This window comes from Sporosarcina sp. SAFN-010 (genome assembly GCF_059415065.1).
Window position 1 is genome coordinate 40,696 of sequence record NZ_JBPFDS010000014.1, and the last position, 17,172, is coordinate 57,867.

A 17,172-nucleotide genomic window follows, 5' to 3' on the forward strand; every position below is an offset into this window, starting at 1 on the left:
GCATTTCTATCGTATACTAATTCGGAAAGCGAATTATCTAGTAGGAAAGTGGGAAGGTGTATGTGGAAAAATCGCAATGTTTGGATCATTCTTTCCGGTGAATTGATTGCAGGTATTGGTCTGTGGACCGGTATCATCGGAAATTTGGAGTTTATGCAAGAAAAAATCCCTTCTGACTTTGTAAAAGCCATGATTCTATCAGTCGGGCTTTTGGCGGGAATACTCGTAGGCCCCTTAGCAGGTAAAATCATTGATCAACAAGCTAAGAAGCGCATATTAGTTCTAGCAGGGGCTGGACGTCTCATCAGTGTCGTCTTCATGCTAATCGCAATTGCAACAGGTTCTGTGTGGTGGATGATTGCATTTGTAGTCAGCATTCAACTCGCAGCAACGTTTTACTTTCCAGCCTTACAAGCGGCCATTCCGCTTGTTGTGAAGGACGACGACCTACTGACTATGAATGGGATGCACATGAACGTAGCGACCATTGCACGGGTCTCAGGGACTGCATTAGCAGGTGTCATCTTAGTCTACTGGTCGTTATCGTCCCTTTATTGGATTTCAATCGTTGCTTATGGCTTATTACTCGTCTTCACATTCATGCTACGCATTGATGAAGGGGAGGGGACAGAGGCTGTTGTTAAAACGGAAGGCGCTAAAGGCGGTTTCATGGAAGTCTTTCCAGTACTAAAAGCGTATCCTGCAGTCGGAATGACGCTAGTGATGACATTGATTCCGTTATTATTTTTAGGCTCATTTAATTTAATTGTCATCAATATTAGTGAAATTCAAGATTCAGCATCCATAAAAGGACTAATTTACACGTGTGAAGGAATCGCATTCATGATCGGTTCATTTGCAGTAAAACGAATTGCATTGAAATGGCGAACTACGATGATCTTATTTTTCTTTGCAAGTATGGTGGCAGTTGCAGAATTCCTGTTATTCTTCGCGCAAAGCCAGTTAGCAACGTTAGCAGCATTTACAGTCCTAGGATTCAGTCTAGGATGTTTTTTCCCAACAGCTATGGTGATTTTCCAGAAACAGATGCCAAAAGCGTACCACGGGAGATTTTTCTCATTCCGGAATATGTTAGAGCGAGTCGTATTCCAAGTAGTTTTACTAGCGACCGGGGCGTTCCTGGATATTGTAGGACTGCAAGTAATGGTCATCGTATTTGGAGTGATCAGCATCAGTTTGACGACAGTATTTTTCTTGCAGATGAAACAACGTAAGATTCAGTTGGAAGAGCCAGTGGCTGAGGATGCAATCATTCCAGTGAAAAGCGTTTAAAACTGCACGTAAACTAAATAGAAACCACAATAAAACGCGACTTAAGCAAAAAAAGTCGCGTTTTATAAATTCCTTAGAAATAACTCAATTTCGCTGTTTTATCTCACTATACTAAGTATACTTATTAATGATACGTAGCTTCCTATAATATATATTATGACGGGGGCGTTAAAAGAAAGCAACTATTATTCAATCCGATATCTATGTTGCCCTGCTTTTGCACGCTCCACATCTATAAACTGCACGCCATACTCAATCACATCATTTATATACAACTGATTATCCTTGGCTAACGCTCGCACGCTTTCCAGCAACTGCTTATCATACGTCGTTTTATACTGGATCCGGTCTTTAGGTCGCGTTTCTTTATTGAATGTAATTGCATCTTGCTGCAATACGTCTTTTAATCCATCTTCAAGCAAATAATTCACAAACGTTCCATGCTGATCTGCTAGTTGTTTCAGTTGCTCTAAGATTTCTTGGCTAATCGAAGTTCTAAATTTCACACGCGTCTCATCTGAAGTTTGTCTCAGCATTCCATTTTCATTGACCCACATACGTCCAACAACTCCTTAATCATTAGTAAAACCGGCAGATTGTTAGGCATCCGCCGGCTGTTCGCATCTCTGTTCGCATACCCGTGAAACCGGCACTTTTCGCATCAAAATTCCTTTTTAAACACGATACTCACTTTGCTGTAGTCCATTTTTTCCTCATAAAAATGGTGTGCACTAGTGCGTTGCAACCCTGACGATAATGCAATCGATTCGTAATTGTGTTTTTTACCCCATTGCTCAACATGTGTAAGCAACTTATCGCCATAGCCCTTAGATCGAGCTGATTTGTCCGTCACTAAGTCACACACCCATAATGAGCGCCCGTAATAGAGTGTAATCATCGGTTTAAAGCCAATAACCGCTTTTAACTCGCCATTATCCCGTAATCCAAGCATCTGGTACCGTTCTTTTGCTTCAGACTCATACACGAGTTCCAAGTACTCTTCCAGATCTAAATGTGTACGAAGCTGATTCATAATCGGAAAAGCTTCAATCAGTTCTTCTTCAGATGTCAGTGAAACAATTGTAATTTCATCCATAGGAATCGCCTCCGGAACCCCGTCACTTAGTGCACTAGGGTTTCTTTCATTGTTCCACGACTCTCATTGACAAGCAAGCCCTTTTTCAAATGGAGCACCCGATCCCCTAATTTTTCAGCCTCTGATCGGCTATGAGTCACTATAAGGAATGGGATTTTCCATAATTCGTGTAACCGAAGTAACTCATCTTGACACTCTTCACGCGTTTCTTCATCCAAAGCGGATAATGGTTCATCCAATAGAAGCAAATCAGGCTCTGTGGCAAGCGCACGAGCAAGAGCAACCCGTTGTTTCTCCCCGCCAGAAATCTGATGAGGATACTTGTCCAACAAATGGCTAATGCCAAGCACCGTCAGTAATTGTTCGATGATAAAACCTGTCGTCGCAGTAGTCTGCTTATGAAGGCCGTAGTAAATATTGCGCTCGACTGTCATATGTGGAAACAACGCATAATCTTGAAATAAGTACCCAATATTACGGGATCGCGCGGGTAATGAATTCTTATTCCCATCAAAAAAACTCTTTCCGTTGAGCGTAATCATTCCGCTGTCGGGTTCAGTCAGTCCAGCAATCGCTTGCAAAATAGACGTCTTCCCCGCTCCTGAAGACCCCGCCAAAACAATAATTTCGTTATGCGCTTGAAAACTGACATCTAGCTCGAAATGATCTAAGTGTTTCCTGATTGATACGTCTAACATAGAATCACCCGCCTATCGTTTTTCGGAAGCAAAGCGCCTCAAGTTGCGTTTACTCCACCAGTTTAACCATAAAATTGTACTGAATCCGAGCGCTGTAATAATGACAACCCAAAACGTCGCTTTCTCCATCTTCCCCGCTTCCACAGCAAAATAGATCGCCATTGGGATCGTATCCGTCTTACCTGGTATGTATCCAGCAAGCATTAGCGTTGCACCGAATTCTCCAAGTCCTCTCGCAAAGGAAAGAACAAGTCCCGCCAACAATCCCGGCCATGCAAGCGGAAACGTGATGGTTCTAAAAACCCGCCACTCAGAAGCCCCCATCGTCCGCGCCGCATCTCCTAACTTATTGTCTAGACTATCAAAGGCTGCTGCTGCACTTTGGTACATGAGAGGAAAACTGACGACGACAGATGCAATGACTGCAGCCGTCCAAGTGAACACGATTTGGATATCGAACGTTTCGAGTAACCAGCTACCAATCCAACCCTTTTTCCCAAATAAAATCAGCAAACCGAAGCCTACAACAGTCGGTGGTAAGACGAGCGGTAAAAGAAATAGTGATTCAAATATCGATTTTCCGAAAAATTGCCGTTTCGCAAAAAGGTGTGCCAGAAACACACCAAGCACGAACACGATAGCCGTGGAGATGACCGCCACCTTTACAGAAAGTAATAAAGGACTTAAATCCATATTGTCTACCTCCTTTTCTTACTTAAATCCGTACTTTGCTAGCGTTTCTTGACCTTGATCCCCTAATAATGCATCGAAAAACTGTTGTGCTTCCTCTACGTGCTTGGACTCTTTCAAAATAGCACCAGGATAGACAATCGGCTCATGCCAGCTAGGATCTGATTCCGCGATTACTTTCACTTTATCAGAAATAAACGCATCACTCGAATAGACAACACCGTAATCCGCATTCCCGAGTTCAACTTGCGTAAGCACTTGTCTTACATCTGAAGCAAGAACCAGCTTATCCTGCATCGGCTCCCATAGTTTCAAATGCTCAAATACTTCTTTAGTATAACGGCCAACTGGAACGCTTTCTGGTTCACCAATGACGAAATGATCAATAGAAGCTGGGTCAATCTCTTCGAAACTAGTAAGTGATGACTCTGAATCTTCATTTGCTATCAAAACTAACACATTTTCCGTAAAATCTGTCCGTGTTGATGCATCTAGTAAATCTTTATCCTCAAGAGTATCCATATCTTTTTTACTTGCAGATAAAAACACATCGGCAGGAGCTCCATTTTCAATTGAAGTGGCAAGCTTTCCAGAGCCGCCATACATGAACGTCAACTCTACGTTCTTATGCTCTTTTTCATAAGTTTTCTTAAAGTCATCCAATGCATCCGTTAAACTGGCTGCTGCAGAAATGTGAAGTTCCACTTTATCCGTTTTACTAGTTCCATTACCTTCAGATGCTGGATTGTTATTTGAACAACCCACCAGTACTAGTAGTAAGGTTGCCATAATAATCCCGATACGTATTTTATTCAAACCGCTCTCCCCTTTACCATTTATATTTAATTATAACTACATATAACTAGTTATAACATAAGGGAACTCTCTTTATCTATTTATAATTAAATAATTCTAACTATTGCTCGTTATATCTTATTATATCTATTGCAATAATTCTAAAAATAAGAGAAGATAGAAGATAGAAATGGGGGTATGTAGGTTGAATTCACACGATAAAGTTTCGTATACGACCGAAGATCTCGCTGACTTGCTTCAAGTCTCCAAGTTAACCGTGTATGACCTTATTAAAAAAGGGGAAATCGTTGCCTACCGAGTTGGTAGACAAATGCGAATTGACGCGTCTGACTTTGAAGCGTATAAAGAGCGTATGAAAGGTGGAACCGATCGCCCTGTTGTGCAACCAACTCCTCCACAAGTATCTGAATCAGAATCTGTTGTACCAACTATCTTAAAGAAACAGTCTATCCCCCATCTCCCACAACCACGTACCTTGCAACACGTAATCATCAGCGGTCAGGATGTAACACTCGACCTTTTGGCAAACGCAATCACAGCTACATCTAGTAACTATCGAACTCTTCGTTCTCACACTGGCAGTTTGAACAGTTTGCTCGCACTCGTTCAGGGAGAAGCAGATCTCGTCAGTACCCATCTTTTTGATGGGGATACAGGTTCCTATAACATACCGTACATTCGAAGGATCCTAATTGGACGCGAATATACTGTTGTTAACTTACTCTCCCGTTCAGCCGGTTTTTACGTACAACCAGGAAATCCAAAGAATATTAGGAGTTGGCGTGATTTAAACCGTAAAGATATTCGAATCGTCAATCGTGAACTAGGATCTGGAATTCGAGTATTAACGGATGAACGACTACGACTGGAAGGCATTCTACCAAAGACGATATCAGGCTATGAGAATATCGAAATGAACCACTTAGCGGTAGCAAGTAAAGTTGCAGCCGGAGAAGCAGATATTGGTGTTGGGATTGAAAAGAATGCACACCTAGTGAATGTAGATTATATCCCCACGACGGAAGAACAATATGACCTAGTCATGATCAAGCGTGAAGACAACCAAGCATTGCGCGAAACAGTTTTGAACATCTTGCAGTCCGAGTCTTTCAAGAAAGAACTCTCTTCTATTCACGGATATGACTTCTCTCAAATGGGGCGAATTTTATACGATACCCCATAAAGCACTCTTTCTAATTAGAAAGAGTGCTTTATTCTCAACTTTACATAATACTATTATTGTAACTTCAAATTTCACACTCCCCTCCTACACCAATCATCGAAATTTAAAAACGAGTTTAATTCTTTACCGACCGTTCTTAAAATGATATCTTTAGAATGAAATTTAGTAAGTGGTTCTATAAACTTTGAAAGTGAGTGATAAAATGGCTAGAAGCAAAGAGTTTAATGAAAATGAAGTATTGCAGAAAGCCATGGAGCTCTTTTGGAAGCAAGGTTATGAGAAAACTTCAATGCAAGATTTAGTTGAGTATATGGGAATTCATCGCCGTAGCATTTATGATACGTTTGGAGACAAGCATTCATTGTTCCTGAAAACACTGCAACGCTATGACAACCAAATCGAGGCAAAAATCACTACTCATGTAAATACACAGGAGTCTCCTTGTAAAGCGATCCGCCAGCTGTTCATGTTAGCTATATTGCGTGATGAACTTGAGCCTGTAGGTTGTTTAGCCGTGAATTCTGCTGTAGAACTTTCCTTGCATGATTTTGAAGTAAGAGAACTAGTATCCAATAGTTTTTCTAAAACAGAGCAGCTTCTATACGCTCTAGTACAGAAAGGTCAAAAAACTGGTGAAGTATCCTCTCAGTTTGAGGCGAAAAAACTTTCAGATTTGCTTCATAATTCCTTAGTTGGATTGCGTGTCTTGGCGAAAACAACAAACGACAAGAAAAAACTTGAAGGCATTATAGATATGACACTTTCTATGTTAAAGTAATTTCTTTTTTACCTATTTTAGAATGAACGTTATTGAATAGGTCTTCTCAACCCATTTCTAAGCTACACCTACTATAATAGGTGAAAATGCACCACCTAAAAACCAATGGAGGTTGACAACATGAAATCGTTCGTACTTAACGAATATGGGGACTTTCCTTTACACTCTACAGAAATTCCTGTGCCAGAAATTAATGAATATGAGGTACTTGCTGAAATTCGCTCTGCAAGCGTGAATCCACTAGATTCCAAGATCAGAAAAGGTGAACTCAAGCTTATCCTGAAATACGAAATGCCTTTAGTCCTCGGAAACGATTTTGCTGGAATTCTAACGAAAGTAGGTGCAAAAGTAACCCGCTTTAAAATTGGTGATGAGGTCTATGGACGTCCTCGTGACAGCAAGATTGGAACATTTGCTGAATTCATTGCAGTGCATGAGGATGATATCGCGTTAAAACCTAAAAATTTAAGTTTTGAGGAAGCGGCTTCCATCCCTCTCGTTGGATTAACATCTTATCAAGCACTCCATGACGTCTTAGGGTTGCGTAATGAACAAAAGGTATTGATCCATGCAGGTTCAGGAGGAGTTGGGACCTTTGCAATTCAACTGGCAAAGCTAATGGGAGCATATGTCGCAACAACTGTCAGTGAAGCCGGGATTGACTTGGTGAACACTTTAGGTGCTGATGAAATCGTCAACTATAAAGAAGAGCAATTCGAAGATATCTTGAAAGACTTTGATGCCGTATTTGATACTCAAGGTGGCGTAACTCTTGAAACGTCGTTCAATGTGTTAAAAAAAGGCGGTAAAATCGTATCTGTTTCAGGATTGCCAACCGCTCGCTTTGCTAAAGAACAGGGATTAGGTTTTGTGAAAACTAAACTATTCGCAGTAGCGAGTCAGAAACTAAATAGGCTAGGAAAAAAGCACAATGTTGACTACACGTTCCTATTTATGAAATCCAATGGTCAGCAGTTGCAGCTTCTTACTCAATATATTGAATCCGGAGAAATTCTGCCGGTTTTGGATCGGGTATTCTCTTTTGAAGAAACAGCAAACGCTGTCGAGTATTCGGAGACTGGTAGAGCGAAAGGAAAAATCATTGTAAATATAAAGTAATCGCTCTCTTTATAGAATGCGACCTATTTGTAGTATATTTCACTCACTATGCAATATCTTTTTAAATTAATTAGAATGGTCGTTCTAAAATATATTTAAATTTAAACACCAAGGAGAATTTGATATTGGATCTTTCAAAACAAACAGCCTTCGTTTCCGGTGTAAATAGAAGGTTAGGGAGTTTTCTATATCAACTTTACATAATACTATTATGGTAAACTTGATATTAAAAAAACAGCCCTGCATTTAAGCACGACTGTTCTGACAGTTACTCTTTATTTTCATAATTCGGGCGTTCATAATGCATACGGACATCGACTTCATATTTGTTATAACGAACTTTCAGTAGCTGGAACAAATGTGTAACAAAGACTTTGAGTAACGCATAACCAGGTATCCCTAAGATGACACCCGCCACACCAAATAACGAACCTGCCGTCAATAAGACGAAAATGATGGTAATTGGATGAATATGAAGGGTTTTCCCCATGATTTGAGGTGAAATGAACTTCCCTTCAACCAACTGAACCACAGTCCACACAATCGCAAGTTTCACAATCATGAATGGTGAAGTAACAATCGCAATGATGAGTGCCGGTGTAATAGCAATTACGGGACCGAGATATGGTACCACACTCGTGAACATTGCAAGGACACCGAGCAATAGAGCGTATTTCAAATCGATGATTAAGAAACCGATAGTCACCATCGTACCAATACACATTGCAACAAGAATTTGACCTTGGATATACGCGCTAATCTGATGGTCTGCATCACTTAAAATCGACTGGGCATCTTCACGCATTCTCGGTGGTAACAGCTTCATTACGTATTTCGGAAGATTATCCCCATCCTTCAAGAGATAAAACAAGATGAATGGAACAGTAACGATGGAGAGAATGATTCCAGTCAACGTAGAGATAAACGTCGTCAAACCGGATGCAATGCCGCCAAGAGCATCTGCAACCATCTGACCGATATTTTCAAGACCCGAATCCAGCAACTCTTTCGCATTAATGTCTAACTGGTTGTAATATGGCGCAAATAAGGAATTACTGAAAAAGGAATCGAGTGTGAGAATGAGTTGATTGAAGTAAGTCGGGAACTCATCGACGAGTTTCCAAAATTGTAATTTCAAAAAAGGTAAGACAAGAAATACGAGCAATGTGATGAGTCCAACAGCTGTCAGGAAAATAATGAGGATGCCCCAAACTTTAGGGATTTTTATTTTTTCTATCAGCTTTAAGAGAGGACGCAGCAAATAATATAGAATGGTCGCTAAAATGATCGGTAACACCACTGTTGAGAACAGTACTTGAATCGGATAAAAGATGAACGATACCTTATCGAAGATCATAACGTTCAAACCGACAAGCAATACTACAAATAGTATGAAGAGTGTGGTCTTGCCTCCTAAGAACCGAATAATCCGGTTTTTAGGAGGAATACCATATTCATCATCCTGCTCAAAGTTCTCATGTACTTCCCTCTTACTAGCCAAATCCCCCACTCCTTCAAATTCTAAAGATGTTTTTCTATCAATTTGCGATGAATGAACGAATCGCCTCGTTGTTCTGCTCCAAATTCAATTCAATAACCGATCCCGCATGCGAGTAATCTGCAAACGAATATGAACCTTTTACAGGAACAGTTAGAGTTTCAATATCTGCTCCGCCTTTTACTAATAAGTTTGTAAGACGAGAGAGTTCTTCTTTAGACGTCAAATCCGTTTCAACAGTTTGAGAAATCACGCCTGCAATTTTCGGTGCGCGGATTAGCATGCTCGGTGTCATCGCCTGCTTTTTAATAGCAGACAAAACTTCTTGCTGGCGCTGGACCCGTCCAAAGTCGCCTTCAGAATCTGCACGGAATCGCGCATACCCTAACAACTCTTTTCCATTTAACTGTTGGACACCCGGCATCAGTGTAACACCGATCTTCTCAGACATTTCTTTCTTTACATCCATTTCTACGCCTTTTGGAAAGGCAGTGTCTGCGATGGTTTCGAAGTTATCAAAGTCTACGATGGCATAATGGTGTATAGGAATGTTGAACATTCCCGTGATCGTGTCCTTTGCACTTTGCACACCGCCTAAATAATATGCCGTGTTGAGCTTGTATGATTTGTATCCAGGAATATCCGCATAAATATCACGCATAAACGACACAAGTTTCATTGTTTTTTCTTGCTTGTCCCAAGAAAGGACCATCATAGTATCGGTACGGGACCTCCCGCTGCCGTCATCATCGACGCCGAGTAACAAATAGTTTTCAACAGATGACGTTGAAGGATCGAGCAAATCGCCTTCAAAACTTCCTGGCTCTATTGCATTTTTAGAAGCAATCCTTTTGCCTGCAATATATTGATATGATGAAAAAAGTCCTATTCCGACAAATCCGACTAAAAATAGAGTGACGAGTACTCTGCCTTTTCGCAATCTACGGCGTCTACGTCGTTTCGGGACTGGACCTTCATAGTGTTCTGACATTATTGTATTCCCCCAATAGTGAAGTCACAAAACAGGACGTTCTCTTGAATCGTTGGTTGCATAGTGTAACTCTATTATATCATGCGCGAACACTAGACACTAAAAGAGCGAACGACTAAGATGTAAGAATGGACTTAAAAGAAAGAAGGTAGACAGGATGGAACAACTCGAAAAAGCAATATTTGCTGGTGGCTGCTTTTGGTGTATGGTCAAGCCCTTTACGGAATGGGACGGAATTCATAAGGTCGTCTCCGGTTATATGGGCGGATCAGTTGAAAACCCGACATATGAGCAAGTAAAAGAAGGCAATTCAGGACATTTGGAAGTGGTTGAAATCACTTTCGACCCTGCCGTTTATCCATTTGAAGACTTACTGGCACTCTATTGGCCACAAATCGACCCTACAGATGCTGGTGGTCAGTTCCAAGATCGAGGTCACTCGTATACGACTGCTATTTTTTATACTTCGGAACACCAACTACAAGCTGCAGAGAAATCTAAAAATGAACTTGCAGAAAGCGGCCGATTCACAAAACCGATCGTAACAGTTATCCGTCCCGCAGAAACGTTTTATGTGGCTGAAGACTACCACCAAGACTTTTATAAAAAAGAAAAAAAAGCCTATGAAGCGGACCGTGCTCAATCAGGTCGTGACGAATTTATTCAAGCTAACTGGGAAGACCGCAAGTAATGTGGTCTTCTTTTTTATCCCTCAAACCCACTTCAGTAGGTCCCCTCTTCACTCTCCCTAATACCAAACACAAACACTAAGACATCTTACAATCTATCAAGAAATGTCGAAGTCCGATGGCGGTTCCTTGAAAACGCTTGTCACACTATGTATAATTATAAGTTATTATTCAAGTGTGATAATAAAAACTATTGAAAAAGGACGTGCCTTGATGAGTAAGACGACAAAAGATGACATTCGAAAATACGCCAAAGACGAGAATGTGAATTTCATCCGACTCCAAATTACTGACATTCTCGGAATGATCAAGAGCGTAGAAATACCTGTAACCCAGCTCGATAAAGCACTCGATAACAAAATGATGTTTGACGGTTCTTCTATCGAAGGGTTCACAAGAATTGAAGAATCGGATATGTATTTGATACCTGATTTAGATACATGGATGGTGTTTCCTTGGCCATCTGGTACCGGAAAAGTGGCTCGACTCGTTTGTGATGTAGCGCAAGCTGACGGAACACCATTCCCTGGTGATCCACGTGGGAATTTAAAACGCATTCTTAAAGAGATGGAAGACATGGGATTCACCGACTTTAACTTAGGACCTGAACCTGAATTTTTCTTATTTAAGCTAGATCGTCATGGCGAACCAACGATGCACTTGAATGACCAAGGTGACTATTTCGACTTTGCGCCTCTCGATCTCGGTGAAAATTGTAGACGGGATATCGTCTTGCAACTCGAAGAGCTTGGTTTCGAAGTGGAGGCTTCTCACCACTAGTCAGCACCCGGTCAACACGAAATCGATTTCAAATATGCAGACGCCTTAAAAGCTTGTGACAATATCCAGACGTTTAAACTCGTAGTGAAAACAATTGCACGGGAACACGGTTTTCACGCAACCTTCATGCCAAAGCCTATTTTCGGGGTCAATGGTTCTGGTATGCATTGCAATATTTCCCTATTCAAAGACGGAGAAAATACATTTTACGATGAAAAGGGAGAACGGAAACTAAGCGAGACTGCATATCAGTTCATGGCGGGCGTTCTTAAGCACGTCAAAGGCTTTACATCGATCACCAATCCGACCGTCAACTCTTACAAAAGACTAGTCCCCGGTTTCGAAGCTCCATGCTATGTAGCGTGGTCCGCGCAAAACAGAAGTCCAGCAATCCGAATTCCCGCTTCCCGTGGACTGAGTACACGAATCGAAGTGCGATCAGTCGATTCAGTTGCGAATCCATACTTGGCATTAGCAGCAATTTTAAAAGCAGGACTAAGCGGTATCGAACAGAACCTTACCCCAGGAGACCCATGTGACTACAACATTTATGAAATGAGTGCACATGAACTTGACGAATTAGGCATTGAGACATTGCCAACAGACCTGGATCATGCACTGCTTGCTCTAGACAAAGACCCTGTGATGCAAGAAGCGTTAGGGAACCATATCTATACGAACTTCAGAGAAGTGAAACAGAAAGAATGGGATAGCTACCGCATTACCGTCCATCCATGGGAAATTGAGCAGTACCGAAGAATGTATTAAAGAGAGAATGTTTTCTAATAATATATATTGAAACCAGCACACTTTAACGCAATCGAGTGTGCTGGTTTCTATTTCTTATTAGATTAACCTAGATTACATTTACAATAAAAAGAATCCAATTCCCATAATAATGTATGCTGCGAATAGAATGAGACCCTCAAACCAATTCGATTCCCCATCATTGGATAAACTGATGACAAGAAGCGCGGCGGTCACCATTGAGACCAATTCTGGAATTGTAAAGACAAGCGGCATTTGTTCTGGCATCAACATGGAAATAAGAACAAGTGCAGGTGCGACAAACATTGCCACTTGCAAGGTGGAACCGACTGCGATTTCTACAGACACGTTCATACGATTTTTCATAGCCATTGTAATCGCAGACACGTGCTCAGCAGCATTTCCGACAATTGCTACTATAATGACCCCAATAAATAATTCCGTCCATCCAAATTGCTCTCCAAGAGTCTCAAACGTATGAACCAGTCGCTCTGAAACGAATGCAACTGCTACTGTACTTAACAACAAAACCATTATGGACTTACCTTTACTCCACTCTGGAATTTCTTCTTCAACAACTTCATCCCCTGAAGCGAATACACCTCGATGAGTAACTAATTTGAAAAATAGACCAGATAAGTAGATAGCAATCAAGATCACAGAGACCCCGATACTTAGTTGAAACGTCGTTGTAGGATTCATGGTCATCGAAAAGACTTCAGGGATGACGAACGCAACAACAACAGCAAAAATTAGTAACCCGGAGTTATAACGAGAATCCTGTAGGCTGAAATTTTGCTTTTTGTACTTCAAACCTCCTGCAAAAAATGAAAGCCCAAGTACGAGAAGTAAGTTCCCAAGAACAGACCCCGTCAGAGAAGCTAAAACAATTCCGATAAGGCCGGCTTTTAACGTGAAAATGGAAATAATCAGTTCAACCGCATTACCGAATGTCGCATTCAATAGTCCTCCAATTCGAGGTCCACTTACTATAGCAAGACTTTCTGTAGCTCGGCCGATGAAACCGGATAGTCCGATAATTGTAATACAGCTCAATGCAAACATTGTGAGGTCTGACCAATTTAAAAATGCCCCTAGTGCGACAATGGGAACTCCTACAAAAACTACGATTGAAAAAATACGATTCATTACAATATCCTCCTGCCATTAAAAATTTCAGTATTTCAACCTATCATTTAATTCCCCTATGGTTAAAACGACAAACCCCACACTTAGCGAACAACTAAAAAATTTCAATTTACTTGAAAAAAATTCTTGTAAATGGATGCAATGTTGCGTATTATAAAAAATTATTATGTAACTATGATAATGACAAAACTTAAAAAAGGAAGTGGCCTGATGAAGAATACAACAAAAGACGACATTCGAAAATATGTGGTAGAAGATAATGTGAATTTTGTTCGTCTACAATTCACAGATATTCTCGGAATGATTAAGAACGTTGAAATTCCCATCAGCCAGCTTGAAAAAGCACTCGATAACAAAATGATGTTTGACGGTTCATCAATCGAAGGATTTGTGAGGATTGAAGAATCCGATATGTACCTAATTCCAGATTTAAATACGTGGATGGTGTTCCCTTGGCCATCTGGAACTGGAAAAGTAGCCCGTCTCATTTGTGATGTTTCCCTAGCAAACGGCGAACCGTTCCCTGGGGACCCTAGAGGGAACTTAAAACGAATTCTAACCGAAATGGAAGAGATGGGGTTCTCTGACTTTAACTTAGGACCAGAACCTGAATTCTTCTTATTTAAATTAGACAGTAATGGTGAACCAACAATGGAATTGAACGACCATGGAGATTATTTCGACTTTGCTCCCCTAGATCTCGGCGAAAATTGCAGACGCGATATTGTCCTTGAGTTGGAAGCACTCGGATTTGAAGTGGAAGCGTCTCACCACGAGGCTGCTCCTGGTCAGCACGAAATCGATTTTAAGTATGCAGATGCGTTAACAGCTTGTGACAATATCCAGACATTCAAACTTGTTGTGAAAACAATCGCTCGTAAACACGGGCTACACGCAACATTCATGCCAAAACCAATCTTCGGTGTCAATGGTTCAGGCATGCACTGCAACATTTCTCTATTCAATAATGGTGTAAACGCATTTTTCGATGAAAGCGGCGAGAGAAAGTTGAGTAAGACAGCGTATCAGTTCATGGCGGGGGTACTTGCCCATGTTGAAGGATTTACAGCAATTACAAATCCAACAGTTAACTCATACAAACGTCTGGTCCCTGGCTATGAAGCACCTTGCTACATCGCATGGTCAGCTCAGAACAGGAGCCCACTTATCCGAATTCCAGCATCGCGTGGCCTGAGTACACGAATCGAAGTACGTTCCGTCGATTCCGTTGCAAATCCTTATTTAGCATTAGCAGCAATTCTTAAATCAGGACTAGATGGTATTCGACGTGACCTCGATCCTGGTAAACCATGCGATCGTAATATTTATGAAATGAATGCTTCAGAACGACAAAAAGAAGGTATCGCAACTCTTCCGACTGATTTAGATCATGCACTTTTAGCGCTGGGTGAGGATACAGTCATTCAAGAAGCGCTAGGTAGTCACATTTATGCGAATTTCAAAGAGGCCAAACAGCGTGAATGGGATAGCTACCGAATTACTGTTCATCCATGGGAACTCGAGCGTTATATGAAGATTTATTAATCCTTTCTAAACTATAAAAAAGCCGGACACTCTAATTTTCTAGAGTGTCCGGCTTTTAATATTATGATTCTTTTGGAACGTGGTTCTTTTTCATTTCTTCGAATTCCTTGTCGGAACAAAGGACGAAGTGTTCAGGTGCGATTTCTCGGAACTCTACATGCTCATCAGAACCATAGTTATGGTCTTTTGGATTGTAAGGAGTTCGTACACGTGAACGCTCGTAGATTGGATCTGGAAGAGGGATTGCTGAAAGCAATGACTTCGTATATGCGTGCATCGGGTTACGATATAACTCATCCGCAGATGCCATCTCAACAAGTTTTCCGTAGTACATAACACCAATACGGTCAGAAATGTATTTTACCATCGACAAATCGTGTGCGATGAACAAATACGTCAGTCCGCGTTCTTCTTGTAAATCTTTAAGTAAGTTGACGACCTGAGCTTGGATGGATACGTCCAAAGCGGAAATCGGCTCATCCGCGATGATGAATTCAGGGTCCACTGCAAGTGCTCGTGCAATCCCGATACGCTGACGTTGTCCACCTGAGAACTCGTGAGGATAACGCTCTGCGTGTTCTCTGTTCAGACCAACTGTTTCGAGCAAAGAAATTACTTTTTCTCTCCGCTCTTTTTTAGAGTTAGCAAGACCGTGAACATCGATACCTTCAGCGATAATGTCCATTACCTTCATCCGTGGATTCAGTGAAGCATACGGATCCTGGAAGATCATCTGCATCTTACGGTTGAAATCCTTATTAGCAGCTTTTGTTTTCTTATCTTGAACGTTCACTCCGTTAAAGAGTACTTCTCCATCAGTTGCATCATAAAGTCGGATAATCGTGCGTCCCGTCGTAGATTTACCACAACCGGATTCTCCAACAAGACCAAACGTTTCACCACGGTTGATGGAGAAGCTGATGTCGTCAATTGCACGGACTTCAGATGCCTTACCTTCATTGAAATATTGTTTTAAATTCTTTACCTCGAGTAATAAATCAGACATTACGCACGCCCTCCTGTTGCTTCATAGTATCTGCTACCCGGAAAAGTACGCATACGCTCAATGATTCCTGCAGGCGGCTCAACTTGCGGAGCTTGTGGATGCAACAACCAAGTTGCAGCATAATGCGTATCGCTCACTTGGAAAAATGGCGGTGGCTGCTCCATATCGATTTTCAGTGCGTACTCACTACGAAGAGCAAATGCGTCCCCCTTAGGAGGATTCAACAAATCAGGTGGTGTTCCTGGAATTGCATATAGTTTTTCTTCATTTAGATCCATAGAAGGCATTGAACTTAGTAGCCCCCATGTATAAGGATGTTGAGGATTATAGAAGATCTCATCAACTGTACCGATTTCAACAATCATTCCGCCGTACATAACAGCTACGCGGTCTGCAACGTTTGCAACAACACCCAAATCGTGTGTAATGAAGATAATTGACGTATCAATTTTCTTTTGGATATCTTTCATCAGTTCCAAAATTTGAGCTTGGATCGTTACGTCCAATGCAGTTGTTGGCTCATCCGCAATCAATATCTGAGGATTACATGCAAGCGCAGTTGCAATAACGATACGTTGACGTTGTCCACCTGAAAATTGGTGAGGATACATCTTATAACGGTTTTCCGCGTTAGGAATCCCAACCATGTTCAGCAATTCAATCGCAACTTTACGCGCTTTGTCTTTGCTAACTTTTTGGTGCTTTAAAATTGGTTCCATAATTTGTTTACCGATAGTCATCGTCGGATTCAATGAAGTCATTGGATCTTGGAAAATCATCGAAATATCTTTACCGCGGATTTTTTGCATTTCTCGCTCAGATAATTTTGTTAAATCTTTTCCATCAAATATAATTTCACCATTTTTGAATTCTGAGCTTGACTCAGGCAACAACCGCATGATGGATTTCGTTGTTACAGATTTACCAGAACCCGACTCCCCTACAATAGCGAGTGTCTCCCCTTTGTTTAAGTCAAAATTCACACCACGGATCGCTTTCACTTCACCAGCAAACGTATGGAAGGAAAGCTCTAAATCCTTAACTTGTAATATTTTACTCATTTTGCTTTCCTC

At 41.2% G+C, this 17,172-nt stretch carries 16 protein-coding genes and 1 pseudogene; 7 read left to right on the forward strand and 10 right to left on the reverse strand.

From position 1 onward, the window contains the following. The first annotated feature begins 60 nt into the window (after positions 1-60). Entirely contained in the window at positions 61-1,293 is a 1,233-nt protein-coding gene (locus tag ACR65F_RS14670; RefSeq protein ID WP_440504860.1) for an MFS transporter, read from the forward strand. A gap of 185 nt (positions 1,294-1,478) precedes the next feature. Here ACR65F_RS14670 and ACR65F_RS14675 read toward each other — a convergent pair whose 3' ends face one another. The 5 genes from ACR65F_RS14675 to modA all read right to left on the reverse strand — a co-directional run bounded on the left by ACR65F_RS14675 (position 1,479) and on the right by modA (position 4,593). After that, positions 1,479-1,850 (reverse strand): rRNA methyltransferase, encoded by a 372-nt coding sequence (locus ACR65F_RS14675; protein ID WP_440504861.1) that lies wholly within the window; start codon positions 1,848-1,850, stop codon positions 1,479-1,481. Between the two features lie 104 nt (positions 1,851-1,954). After that, positions 1,955-2,389 carry a GNAT family N-acetyltransferase gene (locus ACR65F_RS14680; protein ID WP_440504862.1) on the reverse strand — a complete coding sequence of 145 codons (435 nt, stop codon included), beginning with the start codon at positions 2,387-2,389 and terminating at the stop codon, positions 1,955-1,957. 26 nt (positions 2,390-2,415) lie between these two features. Further along, positions 2,416-3,087: an ATP-binding cassette domain-containing protein gene (locus ACR65F_RS14685; RefSeq protein WP_440504863.1), complete on the reverse strand. Its 672-nt coding sequence runs from the start codon at positions 3,085-3,087 to the stop codon at positions 2,416-2,418. 12 nt (positions 3,088-3,099) lie between these two features. After that, positions 3,100-3,780, reverse strand: a complete 681-nt coding sequence (modB, locus tag ACR65F_RS14690; protein ID WP_440504864.1) for a molybdate ABC transporter permease subunit — start codon at positions 3,778-3,780, stop codon at positions 3,100-3,102. A gap of 18 nt (positions 3,781-3,798) precedes the next feature. Beyond that, positions 3,799-4,593 carry a molybdate ABC transporter substrate-binding protein gene (modA, locus tag ACR65F_RS14695; protein ID WP_039043506.1) on the reverse strand — a complete coding sequence of 265 codons (795 nt, stop codon included), beginning with the start codon at positions 4,591-4,593 and terminating at the stop codon, positions 3,799-3,801. A 184-nt stretch (positions 4,594-4,777) separates the two neighbouring features. On the opposite strand from modA, the gene ACR65F_RS14700 reads away from it, so the two are divergent. The 3 genes from ACR65F_RS14700 to ACR65F_RS14710 all read left to right on the forward strand — a co-directional run bounded on the left by ACR65F_RS14700 (position 4,778) and on the right by ACR65F_RS14710 (position 7,673). After that, complete coding sequence (locus tag ACR65F_RS14700; RefSeq protein WP_440504865.1) at positions 4,778-5,776, forward strand: substrate-binding domain-containing protein; 999 nt, start codon at positions 4,778-4,780, stop codon at positions 5,774-5,776. A gap of 202 nt (positions 5,777-5,978) precedes the next feature. Then, complete coding sequence (locus ACR65F_RS14705; protein ID WP_440504866.1) at positions 5,979-6,554, forward strand: TetR/AcrR family transcriptional regulator; 576 nt, start codon at positions 5,979-5,981, stop codon at positions 6,552-6,554. 120 nt (positions 6,555-6,674) lie between these two features. Further along, on the forward strand, positions 6,675-7,673 hold the full coding sequence (locus ACR65F_RS14710; RefSeq protein ID WP_440504867.1) for an NADP-dependent oxidoreductase: 999 nt from the start codon (positions 6,675-6,677) through the stop codon (positions 7,671-7,673). 268 nt (positions 7,674-7,941) lie between these two features. Here the strand turns inward: ACR65F_RS14710 and ACR65F_RS14715 are convergent, their stop codons facing one another. Beyond that, entirely contained in the window at positions 7,942-9,120 is a 1,179-nt protein-coding gene (locus ACR65F_RS14715; RefSeq protein ID WP_440504894.1) for an AI-2E family transporter, read from the reverse strand. A gap of 91 nt (positions 9,121-9,211) precedes the next feature. After that, on the reverse strand, positions 9,212-10,162 hold the full coding sequence (locus ACR65F_RS14720; RefSeq protein WP_039043510.1) for an LCP family protein: 951 nt from the start codon (positions 10,160-10,162) through the stop codon (positions 9,212-9,214). A gap of 157 nt (positions 10,163-10,319) precedes the next feature. On the opposite strand from ACR65F_RS14720, the gene msrA reads away from it, so the two are divergent. Both msrA and glnA (ACR65F_RS14730) read left to right on the forward strand, forming a co-directional pair. Then, complete coding sequence (msrA, locus tag ACR65F_RS14725; protein ID WP_440504868.1) at positions 10,320-10,853, forward strand: peptide-methionine (S)-S-oxide reductase MsrA; 534 nt, start codon at positions 10,320-10,322, stop codon at positions 10,851-10,853. Between the two features lie 211 nt (positions 10,854-11,064). Further along, positions 11,065-12,399: pseudogene (glnA, locus tag ACR65F_RS14730) on the forward strand (type I glutamate--ammonia ligase). Positions 12,400-12,498: 99 nt separating this feature from the next. Here glnA (ACR65F_RS14730) and cax read toward each other — a convergent pair. Then, complete coding sequence (gene cax / locus ACR65F_RS14735) at positions 12,499-13,548, reverse strand: calcium/proton exchanger (protein WP_039043513.1); 1,050 nt, start codon at positions 13,546-13,548, stop codon at positions 12,499-12,501. A 210-nt stretch (positions 13,549-13,758) separates the two neighbouring features. Between cax and glnA (ACR65F_RS14740) the strand changes: the two genes are divergently transcribed. After that, on the forward strand, positions 13,759-15,093 hold the full coding sequence (gene glnA / locus ACR65F_RS14740) for a type I glutamate--ammonia ligase (protein ID WP_039043514.1): 1,335 nt from the start codon (positions 13,759-13,761) through the stop codon (positions 15,091-15,093). 61 nt (positions 15,094-15,154) lie between these two features. Here glnA (ACR65F_RS14740) and ACR65F_RS14745 read toward each other — a convergent pair whose 3' ends face one another. Both ACR65F_RS14745 and ACR65F_RS14750 read right to left on the reverse strand, forming a co-directional pair. After that, positions 15,155-16,099 (reverse strand): ABC transporter ATP-binding protein, encoded by a 945-nt coding sequence (locus ACR65F_RS14745; RefSeq protein WP_440504869.1) that lies wholly within the window; start codon positions 16,097-16,099, stop codon positions 15,155-15,157. Next, positions 16,099-17,160, reverse strand: coding sequence for an ABC transporter ATP-binding protein (locus ACR65F_RS14750; protein WP_039043516.1), 1,062 nt, complete (start codon positions 17,158-17,160; stop codon positions 16,099-16,101). Before ACR65F_RS14750 ends, ACR65F_RS14745 begins: the two co-directional genes overlap by 1 nt. Positions 17,161-17,172 lie beyond the last annotated feature (12 nt).